Origin of the sequence: Streptomyces sp. NBC_01429 (assembly GCF_036231945.1) — a bacterium.
In the GTDB taxonomy this organism is placed as follows: Bacteria; Actinomycetota; Actinomycetes; order Streptomycetales; family Streptomycetaceae; genus Streptomyces.
Genome location: NZ_CP109599.1, coordinates 5,193,476 through 5,213,951, shown reverse-complemented (window position 1 = coordinate 5,213,951; position 20,476 = coordinate 5,193,476). Strand labels below are relative to the sequence as shown.

Annotated in this window: 17 protein-coding genes, 1 tRNA gene and 1 pseudogene; 11 read left to right on the top strand and 8 right to left on the bottom strand. The window is 73.0% G+C overall.

The genetic code is table 11. From position 1 onward, the window contains the following. Positions 1–106: 106 nt before the first annotated feature. Positions 107–682 carry a hypothetical protein gene (locus OG627_RS22990; RefSeq protein ID WP_329067996.1) on the top strand — a complete coding sequence of 192 codons (576 nt, stop codon included), beginning with the start codon at positions 107–109 and terminating at the stop codon, positions 680–682. Between the two features lie 93 nt (positions 683–775). Here OG627_RS22990 and OG627_RS22985 read toward each other — a convergent pair whose 3' ends face one another. Then, positions 776–1,642, bottom strand: a complete 867-nt coding sequence (locus tag OG627_RS22985) for a spermidine synthase (protein ID WP_329067994.1) — start codon at positions 1,640–1,642, stop codon at positions 776–778. A 90-nt stretch (positions 1,643–1,732) separates the two neighbouring features. Beyond that, positions 1,733–2,110, bottom strand: coding sequence for a hypothetical protein (locus tag OG627_RS22980; RefSeq protein ID WP_329072895.1), 378 nt, complete (start codon positions 2,108–2,110; stop codon positions 1,733–1,735). A gap of 304 nt (positions 2,111–2,414) precedes the next feature. On the opposite strand from OG627_RS22980, the gene OG627_RS22975 reads away from it, so the two are divergent. Continuing rightward, a complete protein-coding gene (locus OG627_RS22975; protein WP_329067992.1) occupies positions 2,415–3,881 on the top strand; it encodes a tetratricopeptide repeat protein in 1,467 nt (488 codons plus the stop codon). 30 nt (positions 3,882–3,911) lie between these two features. On the opposite strand, the gene OG627_RS22970 is transcribed toward OG627_RS22975, so the two are convergent. Further along, complete coding sequence (locus OG627_RS22970) at positions 3,912–4,508, bottom strand: histidine phosphatase family protein (protein WP_329067990.1); 597 nt, start codon at positions 4,506–4,508, stop codon at positions 3,912–3,914. 218 nt (positions 4,509–4,726) lie between these two features. Here OG627_RS22970 and OG627_RS22965 point away from each other — a divergent pair, with 218 nt between their 5' ends. The 8 genes and pseudogenes from OG627_RS22965 to OG627_RS22930 all read left to right on the top strand — a co-directional run bounded on the left by OG627_RS22965 (position 4,727) and on the right by OG627_RS22930 (position 11,884). Continuing rightward, the gene (locus OG627_RS22965; RefSeq protein ID WP_329067988.1) at positions 4,727–5,692 is read left to right on the top strand and encodes a phosphatase PAP2 family protein; all 966 of its coding nucleotides are present in this window, start codon (positions 4,727–4,729) and stop codon (positions 5,690–5,692) included. Next, positions 5,604–6,845, top strand: a complete 1,242-nt coding sequence (locus OG627_RS22960) for a hypothetical protein (RefSeq protein WP_329067986.1) — start codon at positions 5,604–5,606, stop codon at positions 6,843–6,845. The genes OG627_RS22965 and OG627_RS22960 overlap by 89 nt, the downstream gene beginning before the upstream one ends. Further along, complete coding sequence (locus OG627_RS22955; protein ID WP_329067984.1) at positions 6,845–8,464, top strand: hypothetical protein; 1,620 nt, start codon at positions 6,845–6,847, stop codon at positions 8,462–8,464. Before OG627_RS22960 ends, OG627_RS22955 begins: the two co-directional genes overlap by 1 nt. Positions 8,465–8,525: 61 nt before the next feature. Continuing rightward, on the top strand, positions 8,526–9,872 hold the full coding sequence (locus OG627_RS22950) for an AAA family ATPase (protein ID WP_329067982.1): 1,347 nt from the start codon (positions 8,526–8,528) through the stop codon (positions 9,870–9,872). A gap of 179 nt (positions 9,873–10,051) precedes the next feature. Then, entirely contained in the window at positions 10,052–10,480 is a 429-nt protein-coding gene (locus OG627_RS22945; RefSeq protein ID WP_329067979.1) for a hypothetical protein, read from the top strand. 126 nt (positions 10,481–10,606) lie between these two features. Continuing rightward, the gene (locus OG627_RS22940; RefSeq protein WP_329067977.1) at positions 10,607–10,957 is read left to right on the top strand and encodes a hypothetical protein; all 351 of its coding nucleotides are present in this window, start codon (positions 10,607–10,609) and stop codon (positions 10,955–10,957) included. A gap of 116 nt (positions 10,958–11,073) precedes the next feature. After that, positions 11,074–11,820: pseudogene (locus OG627_RS22935) on the top strand (bifunctional DNA primase/polymerase). Then, positions 11,811–11,884 (top strand) — tRNA-Lys (locus OG627_RS22930). The pseudogene OG627_RS22935 and the gene OG627_RS22930 overlap by 10 nt, the downstream one beginning before the upstream one ends. Before the next feature lie 78 nt (positions 11,885–11,962). Here OG627_RS22930 and OG627_RS22925 read toward each other — a convergent pair. Beyond that, positions 11,963–13,207 (bottom strand): M6 family metalloprotease domain-containing protein, encoded by a 1,245-nt coding sequence (locus OG627_RS22925; RefSeq protein WP_329067976.1) that lies wholly within the window; start codon positions 13,205–13,207, stop codon positions 11,963–11,965. Positions 13,208–13,679: 472 nt separating this feature from the next. On the opposite strand from OG627_RS22925, the gene OG627_RS22920 reads away from it, so the two are divergent. Beyond that, positions 13,680–15,716, top strand: a complete 2,037-nt coding sequence (locus OG627_RS22920) for a putative bifunctional diguanylate cyclase/phosphodiesterase (RefSeq protein ID WP_443073523.1) — start codon at positions 13,680–13,682, stop codon at positions 15,714–15,716. Between the two features lie 160 nt (positions 15,717–15,876). On the opposite strand, the gene OG627_RS22915 is transcribed toward OG627_RS22920, so the two are convergent. The 4 genes from OG627_RS22915 to OG627_RS22900 all read right to left on the bottom strand — a co-directional run bounded on the left by OG627_RS22915 (position 15,877) and on the right by OG627_RS22900 (position 20,373). Further along, positions 15,877–17,322: a WGR domain-containing protein gene (locus OG627_RS22915; RefSeq protein ID WP_329067974.1), complete on the bottom strand. Its 1,446-nt coding sequence runs from the start codon at positions 17,320–17,322 to the stop codon at positions 15,877–15,879. 143 nt (positions 17,323–17,465) lie between these two features. Continuing rightward, a complete protein-coding gene (locus OG627_RS22910; RefSeq protein ID WP_443073645.1) occupies positions 17,466–18,518 on the bottom strand; it encodes an LLM class flavin-dependent oxidoreductase in 1,053 nt (350 codons plus the stop codon). 245 nt (positions 18,519–18,763) lie between these two features. After that, the gene (locus tag OG627_RS22905) at positions 18,764–19,483 is read right to left on the bottom strand and encodes a maleate cis-trans isomerase family protein (protein ID WP_329067970.1); all 720 of its coding nucleotides are present in this window, start codon (positions 19,481–19,483) and stop codon (positions 18,764–18,766) included. After that, entirely contained in the window at positions 19,480–20,373 is an 894-nt protein-coding gene (locus OG627_RS22900) for a maleate cis-trans isomerase family protein (RefSeq protein ID WP_329067968.1), read from the bottom strand. The genes OG627_RS22905 and OG627_RS22900 overlap by 4 nt, the downstream gene beginning before the upstream one ends. Positions 20,374–20,476 lie beyond the last annotated feature (103 nt).

Here is a 20,476-nt window from a genome sequence, read left to right as displayed (position 1 = left end):
GCGGGGAGCCCGCTCCGCGCGGCCGGGCCCGGCTCGGGCGGCCGTACCGGCGGGAGTTGGCCTTCCTTCGGGACCCGTGGGACAGGTGAGGGACCTGTGGTGCACTATGGCCCCGATGCGCACCGGACTCATACACACGACGGCATGGCTGCTCGCCACGGGCGCCGCGGTGACCCTGTCGTGGTGGGGGGTCCACACGGTGATGGCGGGCACGGCGTACGATCCGCCGCGCGCGCTGCCGCTGCCCGTCGACAGCTCGGCGGAGCCGGGGCCAGCGCCCGTGGCGTCCTCGACCCGGCGGCCCGAGAGCCCGACGGCGAAGCCGACCCCGTCCGCCCCCTCCGCGCCCTCCGTACCCTCGTCGGCGTCCGCGCCGCCGGACACCAACGGACAGGCCGCTCCCGGCACTCCGGAGAAGACCCCGGACGGGGGCGGCGAGGCGGACGCCAAGGGCGCGTCCGGCCGGGTGGAGAGTTACGCGGTCGACGGCGGCCGGGTCGTCCTCGACCTCGGTGAGTCCTCGGCGGAGCTGGTCTCGGCGACACCGGAGGCGGGCTGGCAGATGCAGGTGTGGACGGAACCGTTCTGGATCCGGGTGACGTTCACGCGGGACGGGCGCGAGGTGTCGGTCTTCTGCACCTGGCACGACCATCCGCCGACGGTGGAGTTCGACGACCGCTGACGGTACGGGCTCTGACGGTACGGGCGCTGACGGTACGGCCGCTGAGAGTAGGGGCGCGGTGCCGTCGGAGCCGGGCGGCGGGCCCGCGCGCCGTCAGGTGTGGAACACCCCGGCCGGCGGCGACGGCGACGCCTTGGCGCTCGCGTCCGTGACGGCGGGGGCGCCGCCGGTGAAGTCGGTGAGGGCCCGGCCGTGTTCGACCCGCCCGGGGTGCGGGTCGCCCGCGATCCGGCGGGTCAGCTCGGCGACGGGCAGCTCGCCGTCCGAAGCGACCAGTACGGCGTTGCCGAAGCGCCGCCCGCGCAGCACGGCCGGATCGGCCGCGAGCGCGAGCTGCCCGAAGACCCCGGCGGCGGTGGCGATCTGGCCGCGCAGATGGGCGAGGGGCGGCCCGTCGGCGAGGTTGGCCGCGTACCAGCCGTCCGGGCGCAGCGCCCTGCGCACCTCCCGCAGGAATTCGGTGCTGGTCAGATGCGCGGGCGTACGGGCGCCGCCGAACACGTCGGCGATCACCAGGTCGGCCCACCCGTCGGGCACCTTGCCGAGCCCGGCGCGGGCGTCGGCGGAGCGGACCCGGATCCGCGCGTTCGGGTCGAGCGGCAGGCGCTCGCGGACGAACCGGACGAGGGCCGCGTCCAGTTCGACGATCTGCTGGGTGGAGCGGGGGCGGGTGGCGGCGACGTAACGGGCGAGGGTGAAGGCGCCGCCGCCGAGGTGCACGACGCGCAGCGGCCGGCCGGCCGGGGCGACCAGGTCGGCGACATGGCCGAATCTGCGCTGGTACTCGAAGGAGAGCCGCGCGGGGTCGTCCAGGTCGACGTGCGACTGCGGAGCGCCGTCGATCAGCAGCGTCCAGGCGCGGGGGTGCTCCCGGTCGGGCCGCAGCTCGGCGACCCCGCCGTCGACGGTCTCGACGACGGACTCGGCCTCGCCGCGCCCACGGCGCCTGTTCTTTGCCACCCGTCCATTATCGGTCCCGCGAGCGGACCGCCGGGAACCCGGGTCCCGCCCAGGTCCCGCTCCGGCCGCCCCCGGATCCCGCTCAGGTCTCTACGAACACCGGTCGGCCGCCTCGATCAGCCGCGCCGCCTCCCCCAGGGCCTCCCGCAGCACCACCGGATCCGTGACCGGGCCCGCCGCTTCGGGCGGCAGGAGCCAGTCCGAGCCGGTGACCGGCGGCTCCGTGGGGATCCGCAGGCCGCGCCCGTTGGTCTGCGTACAGGCGCTGCCCGGCACGTCCCACTCCTCGGCCGTACCGGGCGGCACCAGAAAGCCGAGGGTGTCGCACGGCCCGTCGTGCAGCACGGGCCCCACCACCGGGGTGGCGCCGCGACGCAGGATGTCGACCGCCTCCAGCCCCTGCCGGGCGGGCACCGTCACCAGATCACAGGGCTCCCCGGTGTCCCCGGAACGCGCGCTGAACTCCATACCGACCTCCAACTTCAACAAGGGAACACCCTTCCTCGTCGAGTGCGGACGCACTGGGCGACTCCATACGGTTCAACGCGTTACGGCGTCAACAGCTACGGCGGCACGCCGCCGCAAAGGATGGCAGTTCATGGCAGATCGTGGGCGAGAAATCCGATTTGTAGCAAAACTCTATGTATAAAGCCCGTCACAGACGGTACGTTCTTGATCCGCCGGAACAACCGGAGTTGGGCGGCGCGGAACCATGTCCTGCCAGGCACCGGGCCCGTGGGCGCCCACGGCTGTACCAGGAGAGGGCTCGGCCATGGCGTCGTCTCGGGCAGTTCCCAACCACGCGTTCCGCCGGCTGCGCGCACAGCGCTCGCCGGGGGAGTTCGCGGCGGCCGTGCGCAGGGCCGCCCGTGAGATCGATGAGCAAGTGGCGTGCGACGCACGTTACATCGGACGAGTGGAGGCCGGCGAGATCCGCTGTCCCAACTACGCGTACGAACGGGTCTTCCTGCACATGTTCCCCGGGCTGACCCTGAAGGACCTGGGCTTCTCGCCACGTGCGGAGGTACGTGGCAGAGCGGCGCGGGTCACCGACCCTGCCCCTCCCCGTTCCGCCGGCCCGGACGGCCACGGCGACACCGGCGCGTCCGGTACGTACGGCGTTTCCGGCACGTACGGCACGTCCGGCACGTATCGCGTGTCCGGAGCTTCCGGCGGAACAAGCGACACCAGCGAGGAGAGCGACGTGCTGCGTCGCGCATTCATGACGAGCGGCCCCGTCACGGTGATGGCCGCGTCCCTCGGTCTCGGCGGTGCGCCCGCCGGGGCCGCTTCCCCGCCGCCGGGGCCGCTGGCCATTCCCGCGCCGCGCCGGGTCGGCGAGGCCGAGGTGAACGCCGTCGAGGACGCCGTACGCAGAATCAGACTGCTCGACGACCGGCACGGCGCCGACGGGCTCTACCGGCGCGCCGCCCAGCCGCTGCGCGCCGCGTACGCGCTGCTGGACGCGGGCGCGACCGCCCGTCAGTCCACCGCCGACCGGCTGCACTCCGGCGCGGGCGAGCTGTCGATCTCGGTGGGCTGGCTGGCCCACGACTCCGGCCGCCTCGACGACGCGCGCTCGTACTACGCGGAGGCGCTGGCGACCGCGCGGGTGGCGGGCGACGCGGCACTGGAGGCGCACGCCTTCTGCAACACGTCGTTCCTGGCCCGGGATTCGGGCCGCTGCCGGGAGGCCGTGCGCACCGCGCAGGCGGGCAGACGTGCGGCGGCGTCGCTGGGCTCGCCCCGGCTGCTGTCGCTGCTCGCGCTGCGGGAGGCGGCCGGCTGGGCGGGGCTCGGCGACCGTACGGGGTGCGACCAGGCCCTCGCCCAGGCGCACAGCCTGTTCGACGAGGGTCCCCGCGACGCCGACCCCGAGTGGATGTCCTTCTTCGGCGAGCCGGAGCTGGAGTCGCAGGAGGCGCTCTGCCACGAGGCGTTGGGCGACTGGGCGCGGGCGGCCCGTCACGCGTACCGGGCCACCGTCCTCCAGGCCCCCCACTTCACCAGGAACCTCGCCCTCTACCGCGCGGAGCTGGCCACCTATCTGGCCAGGGCGGGGGCGCCCGACGAGGCCGCGGCGGCGGGCCACCAGGTGCTCGACCTGCTGGACGAGGTCCAGTCGTCCCGTATCCAGACCAAGCTCGCGTCCACCGCCCGCGTCCTGCTGCCGCAGCGGCGGCTGCCGGAGGTGGGCGCCTTCCTGGAGCGGCACACCTCGACGAACGTGCGGTTGTGAACCGATGCCCGGGACGCCGACTGGGCGGGCTCAGGGCGCCAGGTGTCCGGTGTCGTTCCAGACCTGGATCGCGGGCAGGCCGTACGCCCAGTCGAGCACCGACAGCGACGTCGGGTCGAGCCGGATACGGGCCGCGAACGAGATGTCCTCGCCCAGCCAGCGCGCGCCGATCGCGCGCAGGATGTGGCCGTGCGCGAAGACCAGTACGTCACGGTCGGCCGAGCGCGCCCACGCGACGACCTCGTCCGCGCGCGCGGAGACCTGCGCGAGCGTCTCACCGTCCGGAACGCCGTCGCGCCAGATGAACCAGTCGGGCCGGTCCGCCTTGATCTGCGCGGGCGTCATGCCCTCGTACGCGCCGTAGTCGAACTCCATGAGCGCGTCCCACGGCTCGGCGCGCTCGCCGAACCCCGCGAGCGCGCAGGTCTCGGCCGCGCGAGCCAGCGGGCTCGTACGGATCTCCACGTCAGCCAGCCCCGACCACGGCTCACGGTGCAGCCGCTCCCCCAGCAGTTCGGCGCCGCGGCGGCCCTCCTCCAGAAGAGGTATGTCCGTCCTGCCGGTGTGCTGTCCGGACAGCGACCAGGCCGTCTGGCCGTGCCGGGCGAGCAGGATACGCGGTGCCATGGTGGTACTCCCTGGGTTCACAACGGTGCCGTTCCATCATCACGCACCTGAACGAGAGGCAACCGTCAGGGGCGTCCCGGCGTCCCACAGGGCGTCCGGGAGGTGTCCCGGTCGAACACGGCGGCGGGGGTACACCCGGCCGAGCGAGTCGGCCGAATGCACCGTACGGTTGAACGTCGGCCGACAGCAGCACGAAAATATGATGGAGACCGTCCCGGATGCCGCACAGCGCCAGCGCGACCCACAGACCGCTGCCCCGCCCACGGCCCCGCTGGTGGACGGAGCTGATCCTGCTCGTCGTGGTCTACGGCGCGTATTCGGCGGGCCGGCTGCTGGCGCGCGGCGACGTGTCGACAGCGGTCGATCACGGGCTGGCGATCCTGCGCGTGGAGAAGGCGCTCCTCCTCAACGCCGAACACCCGCTCAACCGGCTGTTCACCAGCACCCCCGCGATCGGGATACCCGCCGACTTCGCGTACGCCTCGCTGCACTACCTGGTCACCCCGGCCGTGCTGATCTGGCTGTTCCGCCGCCGCCCGGCCCGCTACCGCGCGGCCCGCACCTGGCTGATGGCCTCCACCCTGCTCGGTCTCGTCGGCTTCACCCTCCTGCCCACCTGCCCGCCCCGGCTGCTCGACGCCGGGCACGGCTTCGTGGACACGATGGCGCAGTACAGCTCGTACGGCTGGTGGGGCACCGAGGCGAGCGCGCCGCGCGGACTGGGCGGGATGACCAACCAGTACGCGGCGATGCCGAGTCTGCACGTCGGCTGGGCCGTGTGGTGCGGGGTGCTGCTGTGGCGGCACGCCCGCAGCCCGCTGGTGCGGTGGCTGGGCGTGGCCTATCCGGTGGTGATCACCGTCGTGGTGATGGGGACCGCCAACCACTACTTCCTCGACGCCGTCGCGGGGGTCGCTGTGATGGCCGCGGGAGCGGCGCTGACCAGGCCCGCGATGCGGGCGGCCGACCACACCAGGAGCTGGGCGCGGGCCCGGTTCACGGCGGCGCGTACGCCGTCCGCGGTCCCGGCCCCGGATCCGTCCCCGGCACCCCGTTCCACCCCGATTGTCAGCGGTGGATGCGAGACTTCCGCGGGTGAGCGATTCCCCGGGCAGCGGACCCGCACCAGCACCACCGACGCCGTCGGCGCCTCCACCGACGACGCTCCGGCGACGACTCGCTGAGCTGCGCGGCCCCACCGTCCCGCCACGTCCCCTGGACGCCCGCGCGCTGGCGGCGCTCGCCGCCAACCCCGGCTGCCGACGGCGCGCTCTGCTGGACGGCGCGGGGGTCGACAAGGCGGCGCTCGCGACGGCGCTCGGCTCACCGGCGCCGTTCGGCCAGTCCCAGTTCGCCTTCATGCGCGGGAACGCCTTCGAGGCCCGGGTCAAGGCCGACGGCGGTACGGAGCTGATGCGGCTCCTCGCCGACCGGCTCGGCGAGGGGGTCCCCGTACCCGGGCCCGGTGAGGTGCTCGTCCCCGACCTGGCGGCGGCCGGTCCCGAGGGCCGGACGGCGCGCACGGCGCTGGCGCTGCGGGAGGCCACCGAGGCGGGGGCCTGGGCGCTGCTGGACCATCCGCTGCTCGCCCTGGAGGTGGCGGGATCGCCCGCGTACCTGGAGCCGGACGCGGTGGTGGTGCGGCCCGACGGCCGCTGGACGGTCGTGGAGATCAAGTCCTTCCCGATGATCGACGGTTCGGCCGACGCGGCGAAGGTCGGCGCGGCGGCGCGGCAGGCCGCGGTGTACGTACTGGCGCTGGAGCGGGTCGCCGAGCTGACCCGGGGCGCCGAGGTCGGCCACCGCGTCCTGCTGGTCTGCCCGAAGGACTTCTCGAACCTTCCGACGGCCTCCGTCGTGGACGTGCGCAAACAGCTCTCGGTGACGCGCCGCCAGCTGACCCGGCTGGCCCGGATCGAGGACATCGCCGCCGCGCTCCCCGAGGGCACCACGTTCGACGTCGGCGACCGCACGGGCGAGGAACTGGCCGGCGCCGTCGAGTCGGTCACCGCCGCCTACGCCCCGGAGTGCCTGGCCGCCTGCGAACTGGCCTTCCACTGCCGCTCCCGGGCCCGCGCGGCGGACGCGGTGGAGGCGCTGGGCCGGAGCGTACGGGGCGAGCTGGGCGCCCTGACCACCGTGCCCGAGGTCCTGGCGGCGGCGCGCGGCGAGGCGGGCGACCCGGCCGATCCGACGGTCGCGGCGCTGCGCAGAGCGGCGGCGCTGCGGGCGGAGGCGCTGGCGTTCGCGGGGCGGTCAGCGGGGAACTCGGCAGAGCGGTCAGCAGAGAATTCCGCAGTGAACTTCGCGGGGAATTCCGTCGGGAGGGAGGACTGATGTCGCTGATCAGTACGCTCGCGCGGCTGGAAGCCGTGCAGAGCGGGCAGGCCCAGCCGCTGGCCACCGTCCGGCACCGCCGGATCTCCGACCGGCCGCTCGTGCTCGTGCCGCTCACCACCTCGGGCGAGGCCGGTGCTCCGCTCGGCGCGCTCGTCGGCACGGACCGGGACTCGCCCCGGCTGCTGACGGTCGCGCAGCCGCGCGACCGTGATCTGCGGTTCGCGTTCCTCGGGGAGCTGGCCGAGGCCGTCCTGCCGTATCTGGACGCGTACGCCGATGTGATCGAGCCCGCCGAGCGCAACGAGACGGACCCGGAGACCGGCAAGCGCGTCAAGGTCGAGGTCGAGCTGTGCGTGGACGCGCCGCAGTTGATCGTGCCGAGCCGCCCCGGCCTCGACTTCGTACGGCTGCTGGGCCGGTCCATGCGGTTCCGGCGCACCGCCGAGGACGACCCGGACACGCCGTACCCCGCTCCCCCTCGGGTGCCGCTGCTCGGCCGCTGGCTGACGCACTACGGGGAGCGCGCCCGGGTGCCCGGCTCCTCGCTGCTGCTCGCGGCGACCGATCTGCTGAACCGGCACTGGGCGACGGGCCAGTCCAGCCTGGAGGACCAGCATCTGGGCGCGCTCCTGGCCTGGCTCGCGCCTCCGGAGGGGCTCACGGGCGGGGAAGCGGCGCTGCGCGCGGAGCTGGACCGGGACCGGGAGGGACAGCTGCTGTGCCCGCCGGCCGGCCCCGCGACGGATCCGGCCTTCGACAACCGGCTGCTGGCCCCGGCCATCGAGTCCTACGACCGGGCACGCCAGACGCTCGCGGCGGCCGAGGACGGCCCCGGCGCCGAGGAGCAGCTCGCCCGGCTGACCGCCGCCGAGCGGCGGATCCGCGAGCTGCTGGCCGGGGTCATGCGGCCGACCTGGGACGCCGTGTGGGACGGCCTCGATCTGCTGCGCGTGCTGCCGGAGGGCCCCAGGGTCGCCGACCGCTGGACCCGCGACCGCTGGTCGTTCACCGGCCACCGCGACCGCGTGCGCGCCGGGGAACCGCCGCAGCCCCGCCGGGACGACGCGGTGACGGCGGCTCAGAAGCTGGCCTCCCGCGAGAGCGCGCAGGCGCAGCTGGAGGCACAGGAGGCTCTGGACGACCCGCTGGTCCTGGCCGGACGCAGGCTCTCCGGCGAGGCGTTCCTCGGCGAGGTCACGGAGGTCGTCATGGCCTACAGCGAGAGCAAGCGCCCCAGCCCGCGCCCCCTGATCACGGTCCGCACGGACGACCGCCCGCACCTGGGCGAGCGTACGAAGGTCTACCGCTCGCTGGAGGGCAAGCCGCAGTCGGCCGAGTTCGTCCGGGCCGTCGACGAGACGGACGGCACCCTGCTCCTGCGGCTGACCGACCGCATGGGCCGCACCAGGGAACCGGCGCCCGGCTCGGTCCCGGCGAAGGGCGACCTGATCGCCTGGACCCTCTTCGAACACGATCAGCGGGGCGGCCCGAAACTCCCGGACCCGGAGGAGACGCCGTGGACGCACGGGGGGCCGCCGCAGGAGTCGTCGGCGCCGGGGTCGTCAGCACCGGAGTCGTCGGCGCCGGACGCGATGACGGACGAGGACATCCTGTGAGACAGGAACCCCACGCCCTCGACCACCCACACCTAGACCCGCACCCGCACCAGGAGCCCTGATGCACGCGCAGCCGACCCGTGCCGCCGACCCCGCCGTCGCGGCCACCCGCGCCACCGACGCCATCCTCCGCGACACCCTCCACAGCCCCCACCGCGGCGTGGTCGTCGACTCGCCCCCCGGCGCCGGCAAGTCGACGCTGGTCGTGCGGGCCGCGCTGGAGCTGGCCGCTGCGGGGCGTCCGCTGATGGTGGTCGCGCAGACGAACGCACAGGTGGACGATCTCGTCGTACGGCTCGCCGAGAAGGACCCCGACCTGCCGGTCGGCCGGCTGCACAGCAACGACCCGGACCCGTACGACAAGGCGCTGGACGAGCTGCCCGCCGTGCGCAAGTCCGCGAAGGCCGCCGATCTCGCGGGGCTGGACATCGTGGTGTCGACGGCCGCGAAGTGGGCGCATGTGCAGGGCGTCGAGCCGTGGCGGCACGCGATCGTGGACGAGGCGTACCAGATGCGTTCGGACGCGCTGCTCGCCGTCGCCGGTCTCTTCGAGCGCGCGCTGTTCGTCGGGGACCCGGGCCAGCTGGACCCGTTCAGCGTGGTGGGCGCTGAGCAGTGGGCGGGGCTGTCGTACGACCCGTCGGCGAGCGCGGTCTCGACGCTGCTCGCGCACAACCCGGAGCTGCCCCAGCACCGGCTGCCCGTGTCGTGGCGGCTGCCCGCGTCGGCGGCGCCGCTGGTGTCGGACGCGTTCTACCCGTACACCCCGTTCCGCAGCGGCACCGGTCCCGGCGACCGGCGGCTCGCCTTCGGGGTGGCGTCGGACGGCTCGGGTCCCGACCGGGTGCTGGACGAGGCGGCCGAGTCGGGATGGGGGCTGCTGGAGCTGCCGGCCCGGCACACGCCCCGTACGGACCCGGAGGCGGTACGGGCGGTGGCGCTGGTGGTCCGCAGGCTGCTGGACCGAGGGGGCGTGGCCACCAGCGAGCGGGCGCCGGACCCGGTGCCGGTGACGGCGGACCGGATCGCGGTCGGCACGGCCCACCGCGACCAGGCGGCGGCGGTCCGGGCGGCGCTGGCCGAGCTGGGGGTGGAGGGGGTGGCCGTGGACACCGCGAACCGGCTCCAGGGGCGGGAGTTCGACGTGACGGTGGTGCTGCACCCGCTCTCGGGCCGGCCGGACGCGACGGCGTTCCACCTGGAGACGGGCCGGCTGTGCGTACTCGCCTCCCGGCACCGGCACGCGTGCGTCGTGGTGTGCCGGGCGGGCGTCGCGGAACTGCTCGACGAGCATCCGTCGACGGAACCGGTGCAGCTGGGGGTCACGGTGAAGTTCCCGGACGGCTGGGAGGCGAATCACGCGGTGCTGGCGCGGCTGTCGGAGCACAGGGTGAGCTGGCGCCCGTAATCGCGCCGGAGTGGGGCACGGCCGCTGCTGAAGAGTCCCGTCCCGGAGTACGCTCCCGCCTCTTTATGCGGGCGCATCGTCACCCCTTGGGGCAGCAGCTACTTCAGCGGCTCCTACGCCACTCTGGATGTGGTGAACGGAAAGGCGCGGGGCCGGTTCTCCGGCCGTCCGGCCTTCATGTGGGACCGCACCCATCGGGGTGCGCCGGACGCGTCACGGATGTCTACCACCGGGAGGAGGGAGAGAAGGGCAGCACCGACATCCCGCCGCAGAACGTGATCCAGGACGATCCCGCGTTCTTCACCGGCCTGAGCGTGACCGATGCCTGGTACCACTGGTGCGGCGCGGACGACGGCAGCGGGGAGGCCACCCTGTGGTTCTTCGCCGACGACCGGAAATCGTGGGCGACCGTCGAGTACGTCCCCGGCGCGGAGACGTACGAGGTGGAACAGTACGGCCCCCGCGCGCTGTGGGACGACGTACGGAAGGCATTCCTCCGGTGGCACGAACTGGGGGAGCCGGAACGGTCCCGCTTCGGCCTGTCGGTCGACAGCGACGGTCAACGGGTGTGGCTGGATGACCCGCGTCACGTCGTCGGCCGGCAGTAGGGCTCAACGCAGGTCCCACCGCGCGCGAGCACCGGTCCGCACGGCCGTTCCGAGGCCCACTTGCGCGCGGTTGGACAATGGATGGTGGCCCATGGGGCCCGTACACGCACGAGCAGGAGGAACCACATGGCGGATGCCGAGCGGAGCGAGCGGCGGGTACGACCGGCGCCACTGCTCTTCGAGCCCTCGGAGGCGGTCGCCGACCCCGAGCACTTCTTCGATCTGGAGTCCCTGGAGGACCCGGCCGAGCTGCTGTCCAGAGCGACCGAGCTCACTCTCGCGTTCCGCGCGGCGACGGACAGGGCGGTCGAGTTCCAGGCGGTGGCCGCCGCGCAGCTCGCCGATCCGCGCCGTTTCGACCGGCTGACGACCGCCGATATCGCGCTGCGGGCGGAGTGGACCGAGGACTACACCGAGAAGATGGTCGAATTCGGCCGGGACCTGCTGAGCGGCGAGGGACTGGCGGGACACCCGTAGTCTCGCGCTACGCGTGTGGCATATGCCGAGGCGAAGGTTACGCCCCCGCGTGCCGCCTGTCCCGGTTTTCGGGAACTCTCAGGAACAGGATCGTTACTCCCGGTAGATCTGGAGTCATGAGCGCATGGCGACGAGACGACCCCACCCCGAGCCCCGGCGCGTTGCACGCTGAGCGCCGCTCCGACATCTTCGGCCTTGTCCACGACGAGAGCCGCCATCAGACCGCGTACGTCACCCCGGCGGGCGCCCGCTGGCTCGCCTCGGCGGGGCCGTATCCCCGCTCCACCCTCTCCCTGTGGGACGCCCGGCCGGCCGCGCCGAGCGTGCTGCCCTGCGGCTCCGCGTTCGACGTGGTGAGCGCCCCGGCGGTGTTCGGCCGGCGCATGCTGGACCGGCTGTGGTCCGACGGCCCCGGCTCCGGACCGGTGGCCGAGTACCGCGGCCGTACGCTGCTCTTCGCCGCGCCGGGCACCGCGCAGCGGCTGCCGTCCCTGCTGTCCTGGGAGGAGTGGGGCGGCGCGGGAACCGGCGGCTCCGGCAGCCCCGGCGGCTCCGGCGGGCGGGAGAGCGCGCCGCCGCCGCTGCTCTGCCACGGCGCCGGTGACGCCGTGACCGTACCGCCGCTGGTCCCGGGCCCCGCGCCCGGTCCGCGCTGGGTGGTCGCTCCCGACACCCTCCAGCCGTGGCTGCCGGGTCCCGAGGTGCTGCTGTGGGCCTGTGTACGGGCGGCCCGCGCCCTGCGGCGCGCCCCCACGCGCACCGCCCTGACCACCTGAAACGGCTCCGCGAGCGGCCCGCGGATATCGATTTTTCCTACCGCCGATCCGGGTGCTAAGGTCTACGACGTCAGCAGGCGCCGCTAGCTCAGTTGGTTAGAGCAGCTGACTCTTAATCAGCGGGTCCGGGGTTCGAGTCCCTGGCGGCGCACCGACAGAAGGAAGCCCCTCACTCGCGTGAGGGGCTTCCTTCGTTCTGCCCCCTCCCGAACGCGTCCCCGACCGCGCTTCAGACGCCCGGGGTGATCTTGACCGTCCAGGCGCCCGTGGCCGTCCGGTCCTCCACCTGCACCCGCGTCCGCTCCCCCGGCACCGTGAAGGTCTCGCCGACGCCGAGCGGCGCGTTCGCCAGCTGCGGGTAGACCGACCGGTCCCAGCAGGCCTCGCTGCCCGGATGGGTGTCCACCACCTCCACCGGGCCGCCGCCGGAGGCGGTGGAGCCCCGCACCCGGTAGATCAGCACGCCCTCGGTGCAGGTGTTGATGTCGTTGCCGGTCGCGGCGCGGGCCTCGATGGCCAGCACCGAGTCCTTGCCGGTCCTGACGACCGCGAGCCTCGTCCCCGTACTGCCGCCGACGGAGCGCGGGGCGGCGATCGGCTCCAGGGTGAGCAGGCTCGTACGCGTCGGCGGTACGCAGCGCACCTGGCGCCGGTCGAGCCAGCCGAGCTTCCACTTGTGCCAGCCGAAGAGGTCGGGCGAGAGACCGAACTGACTGCCCATCACGTCCCAGTCCCCGACGTAGGTGTCCCAGTCGCCCTTGCCGTCCATGGGCCGGTGGTAGAGGTCGGCCAGGTCGAAGACGTGCCCGGTCTCGTGGGCCAGCACATTGCGGTCGGGCGGATGCCGCTCGAAGACGGTGACGACGCGCTTGATGTCCGTACCGTCCGCCCGCAGGGGGTGTTCGAAGTTGACCACCTTGGTGGCGTCGGAGTCGACGCCCGGCGCGTCCGGGTCCGCGACCAGATAGACGATGTCGTAGCGCGAGAAGTCGACGTGCGGATCGGCGACCGCCAGCGCGTCCCGCAGATACGCCGTGCGCCGCGTCGGCGCCCAGTCGCGCCGTATCCCGTACGCGGTCGACGGGTGCGGCATCCGGAGCCAGTCGCGGCGCGGATGCGCGCGGAGCTTGAACTTCCCGTACGAGGCGTGCTCGTAGAAGCGGCTGGTGGCGGGGAAGTGATCGGCGGCCAGCTCGGCCGGACGGTACTTGGGCCTGGAGTCGGGGAACGACAGGAAGATCATGATCGCGTCGAGGGTGCGGTCGGGACGCGGGTAGGACGCGTTCCAGGTGTCGAGGCCGAGGGAGTGGTGCGCGGCGGTACGGGGCAGGGCGCACGGTCCCCGCGCGGCCCCCGCCACCGCGGGCCCGGCCACCAGGGAGGTGGCGGCGAGCGCCATGAGGGAGGTGAAGGCCGCCGCGGTCCTGCGCAGTCGGGGGCGCTCGATCGGCCCGGGTGGCTGCGGACGCTCCACGTCGACCTCCGGCTACAGGATGGGGGACACCACACCCACCCTGTGCGATTTTGAGGTGATATGCCCTGTTCCGCTGCCCCACATGAGTGAGCACCCGCACCACCCCGCCATCACCGCGCCAACCACCGGCATCCCACCGGCATCACCATCGGCCTCACCGTCTCCATCACGACCGTGATCACCATGTGCACCACCCTCACCACCGTCACCACGGCGTCAGCACGCGGTGAACACCACGACACCCCGGTTCTTACGGAAAGTCACCGTGGATCGCGAGCGATCGGCGGGGCGTCCGCCAAGGCCAGGCGCGCAGAAACGATCGTTCAATCAGTTGCCCGCGGCTTTCCGTCTCTTGCTTCCCTGTCCAGAAGCTGGAATGGCCCCCCGGCATCCCTCTATGATCGGCACACTTTCTCTGGCTGACCCGTCCCGACCCCCCTGATACGACACCACTGCACCGCGGGAGCGAGCCGTGAGCGGAACCTCCGAAGGGCCGCGGCCGGCGGCAGTCGCGGCGGCCGGCACCGTACGCCACCCGATCACAGAACGTCACACCCTCGGCAGAACCTCCGCCGAGCAGCAGAACCCTCGCGAGCAGGAGCGGCACAGCCCTCGCGAGCAGGACGGCCTCCACGAGCAGGAGCCGCAGGACCCCCGCGAGTCGCAGGACCTCCGCGACCGGTGTGAGCCGACGGCGGCCCCCGAGCCGCCCGGCTCCGAGTCCGAGCTCCGCGCGCTGCGCGACTTCCACGCCGCGTTCCAGGTGGCCCAGCTCGCCATGGCCGTCATCGACCACGAGGGCGCGGTCATCAGCGCCAACGACGCGCTGGCCGCGCTTCTGGGTACGGAGCCCGCCGCCCTGTGCCACCAGCCCGCCGCCGACCTCGTCGACCTCGCGTCGGACAGCCGCACCTGGCACTCCTACCGCCAGGTGCTGGACAACCGGCGCTCCCGCTTCCGCTGCACCCGCCGCCTCAAGCACCCCGACGGGCGGACGCTGTGGGCCGAGGTCACCGTCGCGCCCGTGCCCGAGAGCGGCAATGTGCTGCTGTCGATCGCGGACATCAGCGACCGGCGCGAACTCCAGGCGCGGCTGCGTCACCTCCAGATGCACGACTCGGTGACCCGGCTGCCCAACCGGACCCTGTTCTTCGAGCGGCTCGCCTCGGCGCTGGAGGCGTCGACATGCGACGTCGGGATCGGGGCCGTGGCCGGGGCGTACGACCCGGCCCGCCGGTCGTACAGCGATGGCAGAACAGGGCGGATCGGTCTCTGCTACCTCGATCTCGACGGTTTCAAGGCCGTCAACGACACCCTCGGCCACCGCATCGGCGACCGGCTGCTGGCCGCCGTCGCGGGTCGGCTCACCGAGTGCGCCGACCACGACGGCTACACCCGCAGCGGCGGCCATCTGGTGGCGCGGCTCGGCGGCGACGAGTTCGCGATCCTCGTCGAGGACTCCACCGGTACGGAGCAACTCGCCGACCTCGCCCGCTCCGTGCTCGTCGCGCTCCAGCGCCCCTTCGACCTGGCCGGGCAGCGGCTCTCGGTCTCGGCGTCGATCGGGGTCGTGGAGCGCGCGGCGGAAGGCACCACCCCGACCGGTCTGATGCAGGCCGCGGACACCACGCTGTACTGGGCGAAGGCCGACGGCAAGGCCCGCTGGACGCTCTTCGATCCGGAGCGCAACGCCCACCGGATGACCCGGCAGGCGCTCACCTCGACGTTGCGACCGGCCGTCGAGCGCGAGGAGTTCGTCCTCCAGTACCAGCCGCTGGTGGGGATGGCGGACGGCATCGTGCGCGGGGTGGAGGCGCTGGTGCGCTGGAACCATCCGCAATTCGGCACTCTGGCGCCGAATCGGTTCATCGGTATCGCCGAGGAGGACGGCTCGATCGTGCAGCTCGGCCGGTGGGTGCTGCGGACGGCCTGTCGCCAGGCGCGGCGCTGGCAGCTGGACCATCCGGACACCGCGCCGCTGTTCGTCAGCGTCAACGTCGCCGTGCGCCAGGTCTGGGACTCGGACCTCGTCACCGATGTCGCCGAGATCCTGGGCGAGACCGGGCTCGCGCCGAAGCTGCTGCAACTGGAGCTGACCGAGTCCGCGGTGATGGGCTCGGCGGGCCGCCCCCTCCAGGCGCTCCAGGCGCTGAGCGACATGGGGGTGCGGATCGCCATCGACGACTTCGGCACCGGCTACTCCAACCTGGCCTATCTGAGCCGGCTGCCCGTCTCGGTCCTCAAGCTGGACGGCTCGTTCGTACGGGGGTTCAGGTACGACGAGGGGGTGCACCCGAGTCCGGCGGACGAGACGATCGTCGAGGCGCTGGTGCAGCTCGCGCACCGGCTGGGGCTGACGGTCACCGCCGAGTGCGTGGAGACGTCCGGTCAGGCCGCGCGGCTCCAGCGGATCGGCTGCGACACGGGCCAGGGCTGGCTGTTCTCCCGCCCGGTGGCGCCCGAGCGGATCGCGGAGATGATCGTGGCGGTCGCGGCGAACCACGCGTGACCGGCGCTCCCCACGCCCCCTCCCCGGCTCCCGGCCCCCGCCCGGAGCACCATCCCCGCTCCCGCCTCCGTGCCCGCTCCCGCCCCCGTGCCCGTGCCCACTCCCACTCCCGCCCCCGCTCCCGCCCCCGTGCCCGTGCCCGCGCCCGCCGCCGCCCGGGTCAGACCAGCCGCTTGATCTCGCCCCGTACCCGGTAGAAGCCCCCCTGCGCCGGGTGCAGCGCCTCCACCACGTACCGGGTGCCGGCCTGGCGTATGCCGCGCGGGAACTGGACGTTCCAGGTGGGCTCGAAGCCGTCCGAGACGACATGGACGCGGAGCCTGCCGCCGTCGTCGACGCACTCCACGACCACCCCGCCCGCCGGAGCCGCCGCCGAGGAGACCGTCGCGACCGTCCGGACCGAGGTGGCCGGGGTGTAGGTGGGCAGCGCGGCGGCCGACTTGACGTCCATCGCGACGGGGACCGTGCCCTGCTGGGCGGCGGTGACGGCGGTGGCGCTCGCGTCCACGCAGACGAGGGAGCCGTCGGTGGTGACCATGTACAGCTTCTCGTCCAGATACTGCATGGAGAGCGCGGAGCCGCCGCCCGTGCCCAGCTTCCACAGCCGGGTCCCGTCGGCGTCGAAGCAGTAGACCGAGGAGGAGCTGTCACCGGCGAAGACATAGCGCCCGCCCGGCGCGGTGGCGCACGAGTAGACGGCGGTGTCGCAGCGGTACGTCGCCTCGACGACGCCCGTGGCCTTCGCGAGGCGCTGGACGACGTGGCGCGACGTGCCCGCGTACACCGACGCGTCCTCCTGCCAGCCGAACAGCACCCCGCCCGTCGTCGGGGTGTGCCACAGCTCGCCGGACCCGCCCGGCTCGTACGCCGTGACGCCCTTGCCGTGTCCGTGGTAGACCGCCCGCTCGTCGGCGCGCACCATCCAGGCGCCTCCCCCGGCGGACCTGCGGGACCACTGGTGCTCGTCCTCGTGGTCGATGACCGTCAGCCCGCCGTCGCGGTCGGAGACGTTGAGCACGCCCTCGCGGATGTCGAGCCAGAAGATGTCGACGTCGGCCGCGATGTCGTACGCCGCGAAGGGCAGCTTCGACGACAGGTCGTACACCTTGCCGTCGTCGCACCCCGCGTATATCCAGAAGTCGTCCGCCACCAGGCACTTGACGCCGTCGGGCAGCGCGTAGCGCGCCAGCACCTCGCCGCCGTGGCTGAGGGTGTAGACGTCCCCCGCCTGGTTGCCCACCCAGCAGCGGTCCTCGTCGATGTGGATGCCGAAGGCCGAGGAGCCCGTACGGAACCGCCACAGCACCGGGGCGACGGAGCGGGACGTGGAGGGCGCCGAGGTGACCTGGCGGCGCGTCACCGCGCGTGCCGCGCGCCGGCCCTGGACCGCGGGCGCGTATCCCTTGCGGACCTTCTCGCCCACCTTCTTCGCGGCGGCGGCCCGCGCCTTCTCCTCCGTCGGGAAGGACGAGATCTGCGACTGGCCGTCCGCGCCGATCCGGCCGTAGCGCACCGAGACCACCGTGCCGTCCACGGTCACCTCGTAGAACTTGTGCGCCCCGGCGCCTTCCTGCGACAGCTCCAGATACGTCGTGGCACGCGACATGACAGACCTCTCCCCCAGGCTGGGCCCGGCGGCCTTGTCCGCCGCACCCACTACGAGAACGCTACGAGGAGGCACTGACAATCGGCCCCGGGCGCGGGTGCGCCCGGGGCCGGGAGGAGGGGGGTCGAGAGGAGGGGGAGGGATCAGTCCGTCGGCAGGCCGTACGCGTCCGCGATCAGCTCGTAGCTGCGCAGCCGGACGTCGCCGCCGTGGGCCTGGGCGGTGATCATCAGTTCGTCGGCGCCCGTGCGCTTCTGAAGGTCGTTCAGGCCGTCGCGCACCTCGTCCGGGGTGCCGTGGACGATATTGCCGAGCCAGTTGTCCACGAAGTCCTGCTCCATGGAGCTGAAGCGGTACGCCTCCGCCTCCTCCGGTGTCGGTACGAGGCCGGGGCGGCCGGTGCGCAGCCGGACCATGGAGAGCGCGCCGGAGAGCACCTGCCTGCGGGCCTCGTGCTCGGACTCGCTCGCCAGGGCCGCGACGCCGATCACCGCGTACGGGGCGTCCAGCACCCCGGAGGGGCTGAAGGACTCGCGGTAGAGGTCCAGCGCGGGAACGGTGTTCTGGGCGGAGAAGTGGTGCGCGAAGGCGAACGGCAGCCCCAGCACCCCGGCCAGTCGCGCGCTGAAGCCGGAGGAGCCCAGGAGCCAGACCGGCGGCCGTCCCGGAGGTCCCTGGACCGGCCCGGGGACCGCGTGGATACGGGAGTACGGGTGGCCGTCGGGGAAGTCGTCGTCCAGGAAGCGAGTCAGCTCGGCGAGCTGCTGCGGGAAGTCGTCCGCGCCCTCGTTCAGCCGGTCCGTACGGCGCAGCGCGGCGGCCGTGGCCCCGTCCGTGCCCGGGGCGCGGCCGAGTCCGAGGTCGACGCGGCCGGGGGCGAGGGCCTCCAGCGTGCCGAACTGCTCGGCGATCACCAGGGGCGCGTGGTTGGGCAGCATCACGCCGCCGGAGCCCAGCCTGATGCGCTCGGTGTGGGCGGCGAGGTGGGCGAGGATCACCGCCGGGGACGACGAGGCGACGCCCGGCATCGAGTGGTGCTCGGCGACCCAGTGGCGGTGGTAGCCCCTGCGCTCGGCGAGCCGGGCCAGCTCGACGCTGGTGCGCAGCGACTGGGTGGCGGTGGAGCCGCTGCCCACCGTGACCAGGTCCAGTACGGACAGGGGTACGGGGGCGGTGCCGCGTGCCGTGCCCCGGATGGGGTCCGTGGACTCCCGGGGCGCGTCCGCCGTCCTCTCGCCCGTGGTACCGCCGCTCGTATCGGCCGTCGTGCCTCGGCTCGCCTCGTCCACCGGTCAGACCCTCCCGCGCATAAAGACAACTGCTTGAAGACAACTGCATCAAGACAACTAGCAGATCATCTCCAACAGGAGGGTCGCTCCGGTTATTCCGGACGGCGATTCCCAGCCCCGCCGCTGCACCCGGCCCCGCCGCACCTGCCCCGCTACACCCGGCTCGCGAACAGCGTCCCCAGCCTCGGCGCCCACACCTTGCGCTCCGCCAGCCGCAGCCCCTCCCAGACCGTCACCTGGTTCGCCGTGAGCACGGGCTTGCCGAGCGCCTCCTCCAGCTCCGGCAGATACGCCGCCGTGTGCAGCGCCGTATCGGGCAGCAGGACGATCTCCGCGTCCGGATGATCACCCGCGCGCGCCAGCTCCAGCACCTGGTCACGGTCCCAGGTGCCGACCTCGGCCGCCGTGATGATGCCGCTGGCGCGGTCGGCGACGACCTCGATCCCGGCCGCCTTGAGGAACGCCGTGAAGTGTCCGGTGACATCCTCCGGATACGTCGCGGCGATGGCGACCCGCTCGGCGCCCAGCTCCCGTACGGCGTGGGCGAAGGCGAACGACGTACTCGACGCGGGCAGCCCGGCCGCCCCGGCGAGGGCGCGGGTCTGTTCCCGCGCGCCGTCCCACCCGTACACGAAACTGCCGCTGGTGCAGGCCCAGACCACCGACTCGGCGCCGGCCAGCCGCAGCTCCTCCACTCCCGTGGCGAGCCGCTCGTCCTCGCCCATCCGGATCAGCGCGTCGACCCGGTGGGCGTCCTCGCCGATGTCGGTGTGGACGAGGGGCAGCCTGATGTCGCTGTCGAGCAGCACCTCGATGCGCGGATAGTCGTCCTCGGCGGAGTGCCCGGGGTAGAGGAATCCGACGGTCGTCATGTCCATCCTTCCGAATCGTCCGGCAGCGGCAGCGCGTCCGGCGGCAGGCCCGCCTGCGCCGGCCCCACCGGTGCGATCGGAGGAAGGGACTCCACCGGCGGCACCGGCGGCACCGGCGGCACTTCCCGCACGGGCGGCCGCAGCGGTCCGGCCTGACGCCGGTCCATCAGCAGCGCCTGGTACGGGCCGACGGCCTGCGCGCCGAGTCTGCGCAACGCCGCCCACATCGTCACCTGGTTGGCCGACAGGACGGGCATCCGCAGCTCGGCCTCCAACTGGGGAATCGCGTCGTACGTCGGCAGATTCGTGCAGCTGATGAAGAGCGCGTCGGCCGCCCCGACGACGGCCTGCCGCGCCATATCCATGACCGAGCGGTACGGCACCTTCCAGATATCCCTGGTCAGCCCCAGAAAAGCGCGTCCTGTGACCGTTACCCCGACCTCGGCCAGATAGTCCTCCAGCGATTGGGTGACGGACTCCGTATAGGGCGTGACCAGCGCGATCCGGGTGGCTCCCAGCTCTCTCAGCGCTTCGACCAGCGCGCCGGTGGTGGTCAGCGAGTCCACCTCGCCGGAGCGGCTCATCTCCTCGCACATGGCCCGTTCGGCGAGCGGGCCGCCGACGAAGCTGCCGGAGGTACAGGCGTAGGCGACGACCTCGGGTTCGGACGCGCTCAGCGCCCGTACCGCTTCGCGGAGCGTCTCGTGCTCGCTGACCAGCCGGGCGAGATCGAGGGAGACCTCGACCGGCACATAGGGCGTTCTGGTCACACGCAGCGAGATTTCGTCGGGCACCCATCGCCAGAGTTCGCGATCGAGTGCGAAATCGAACGGAGCGACCACGCCGACACCACGCTGCGGCTGTGGTCCACCCAGAAAGGAGACTTCCATGGCTGGCCCCCTTATACGCTTCTTGTTGACGACGGTAGGAGCCAGGTGCGAGCGTGGTCAATCGTCACATCTCAGACGTTGCACGGATTTTTCCCGCAGGAAA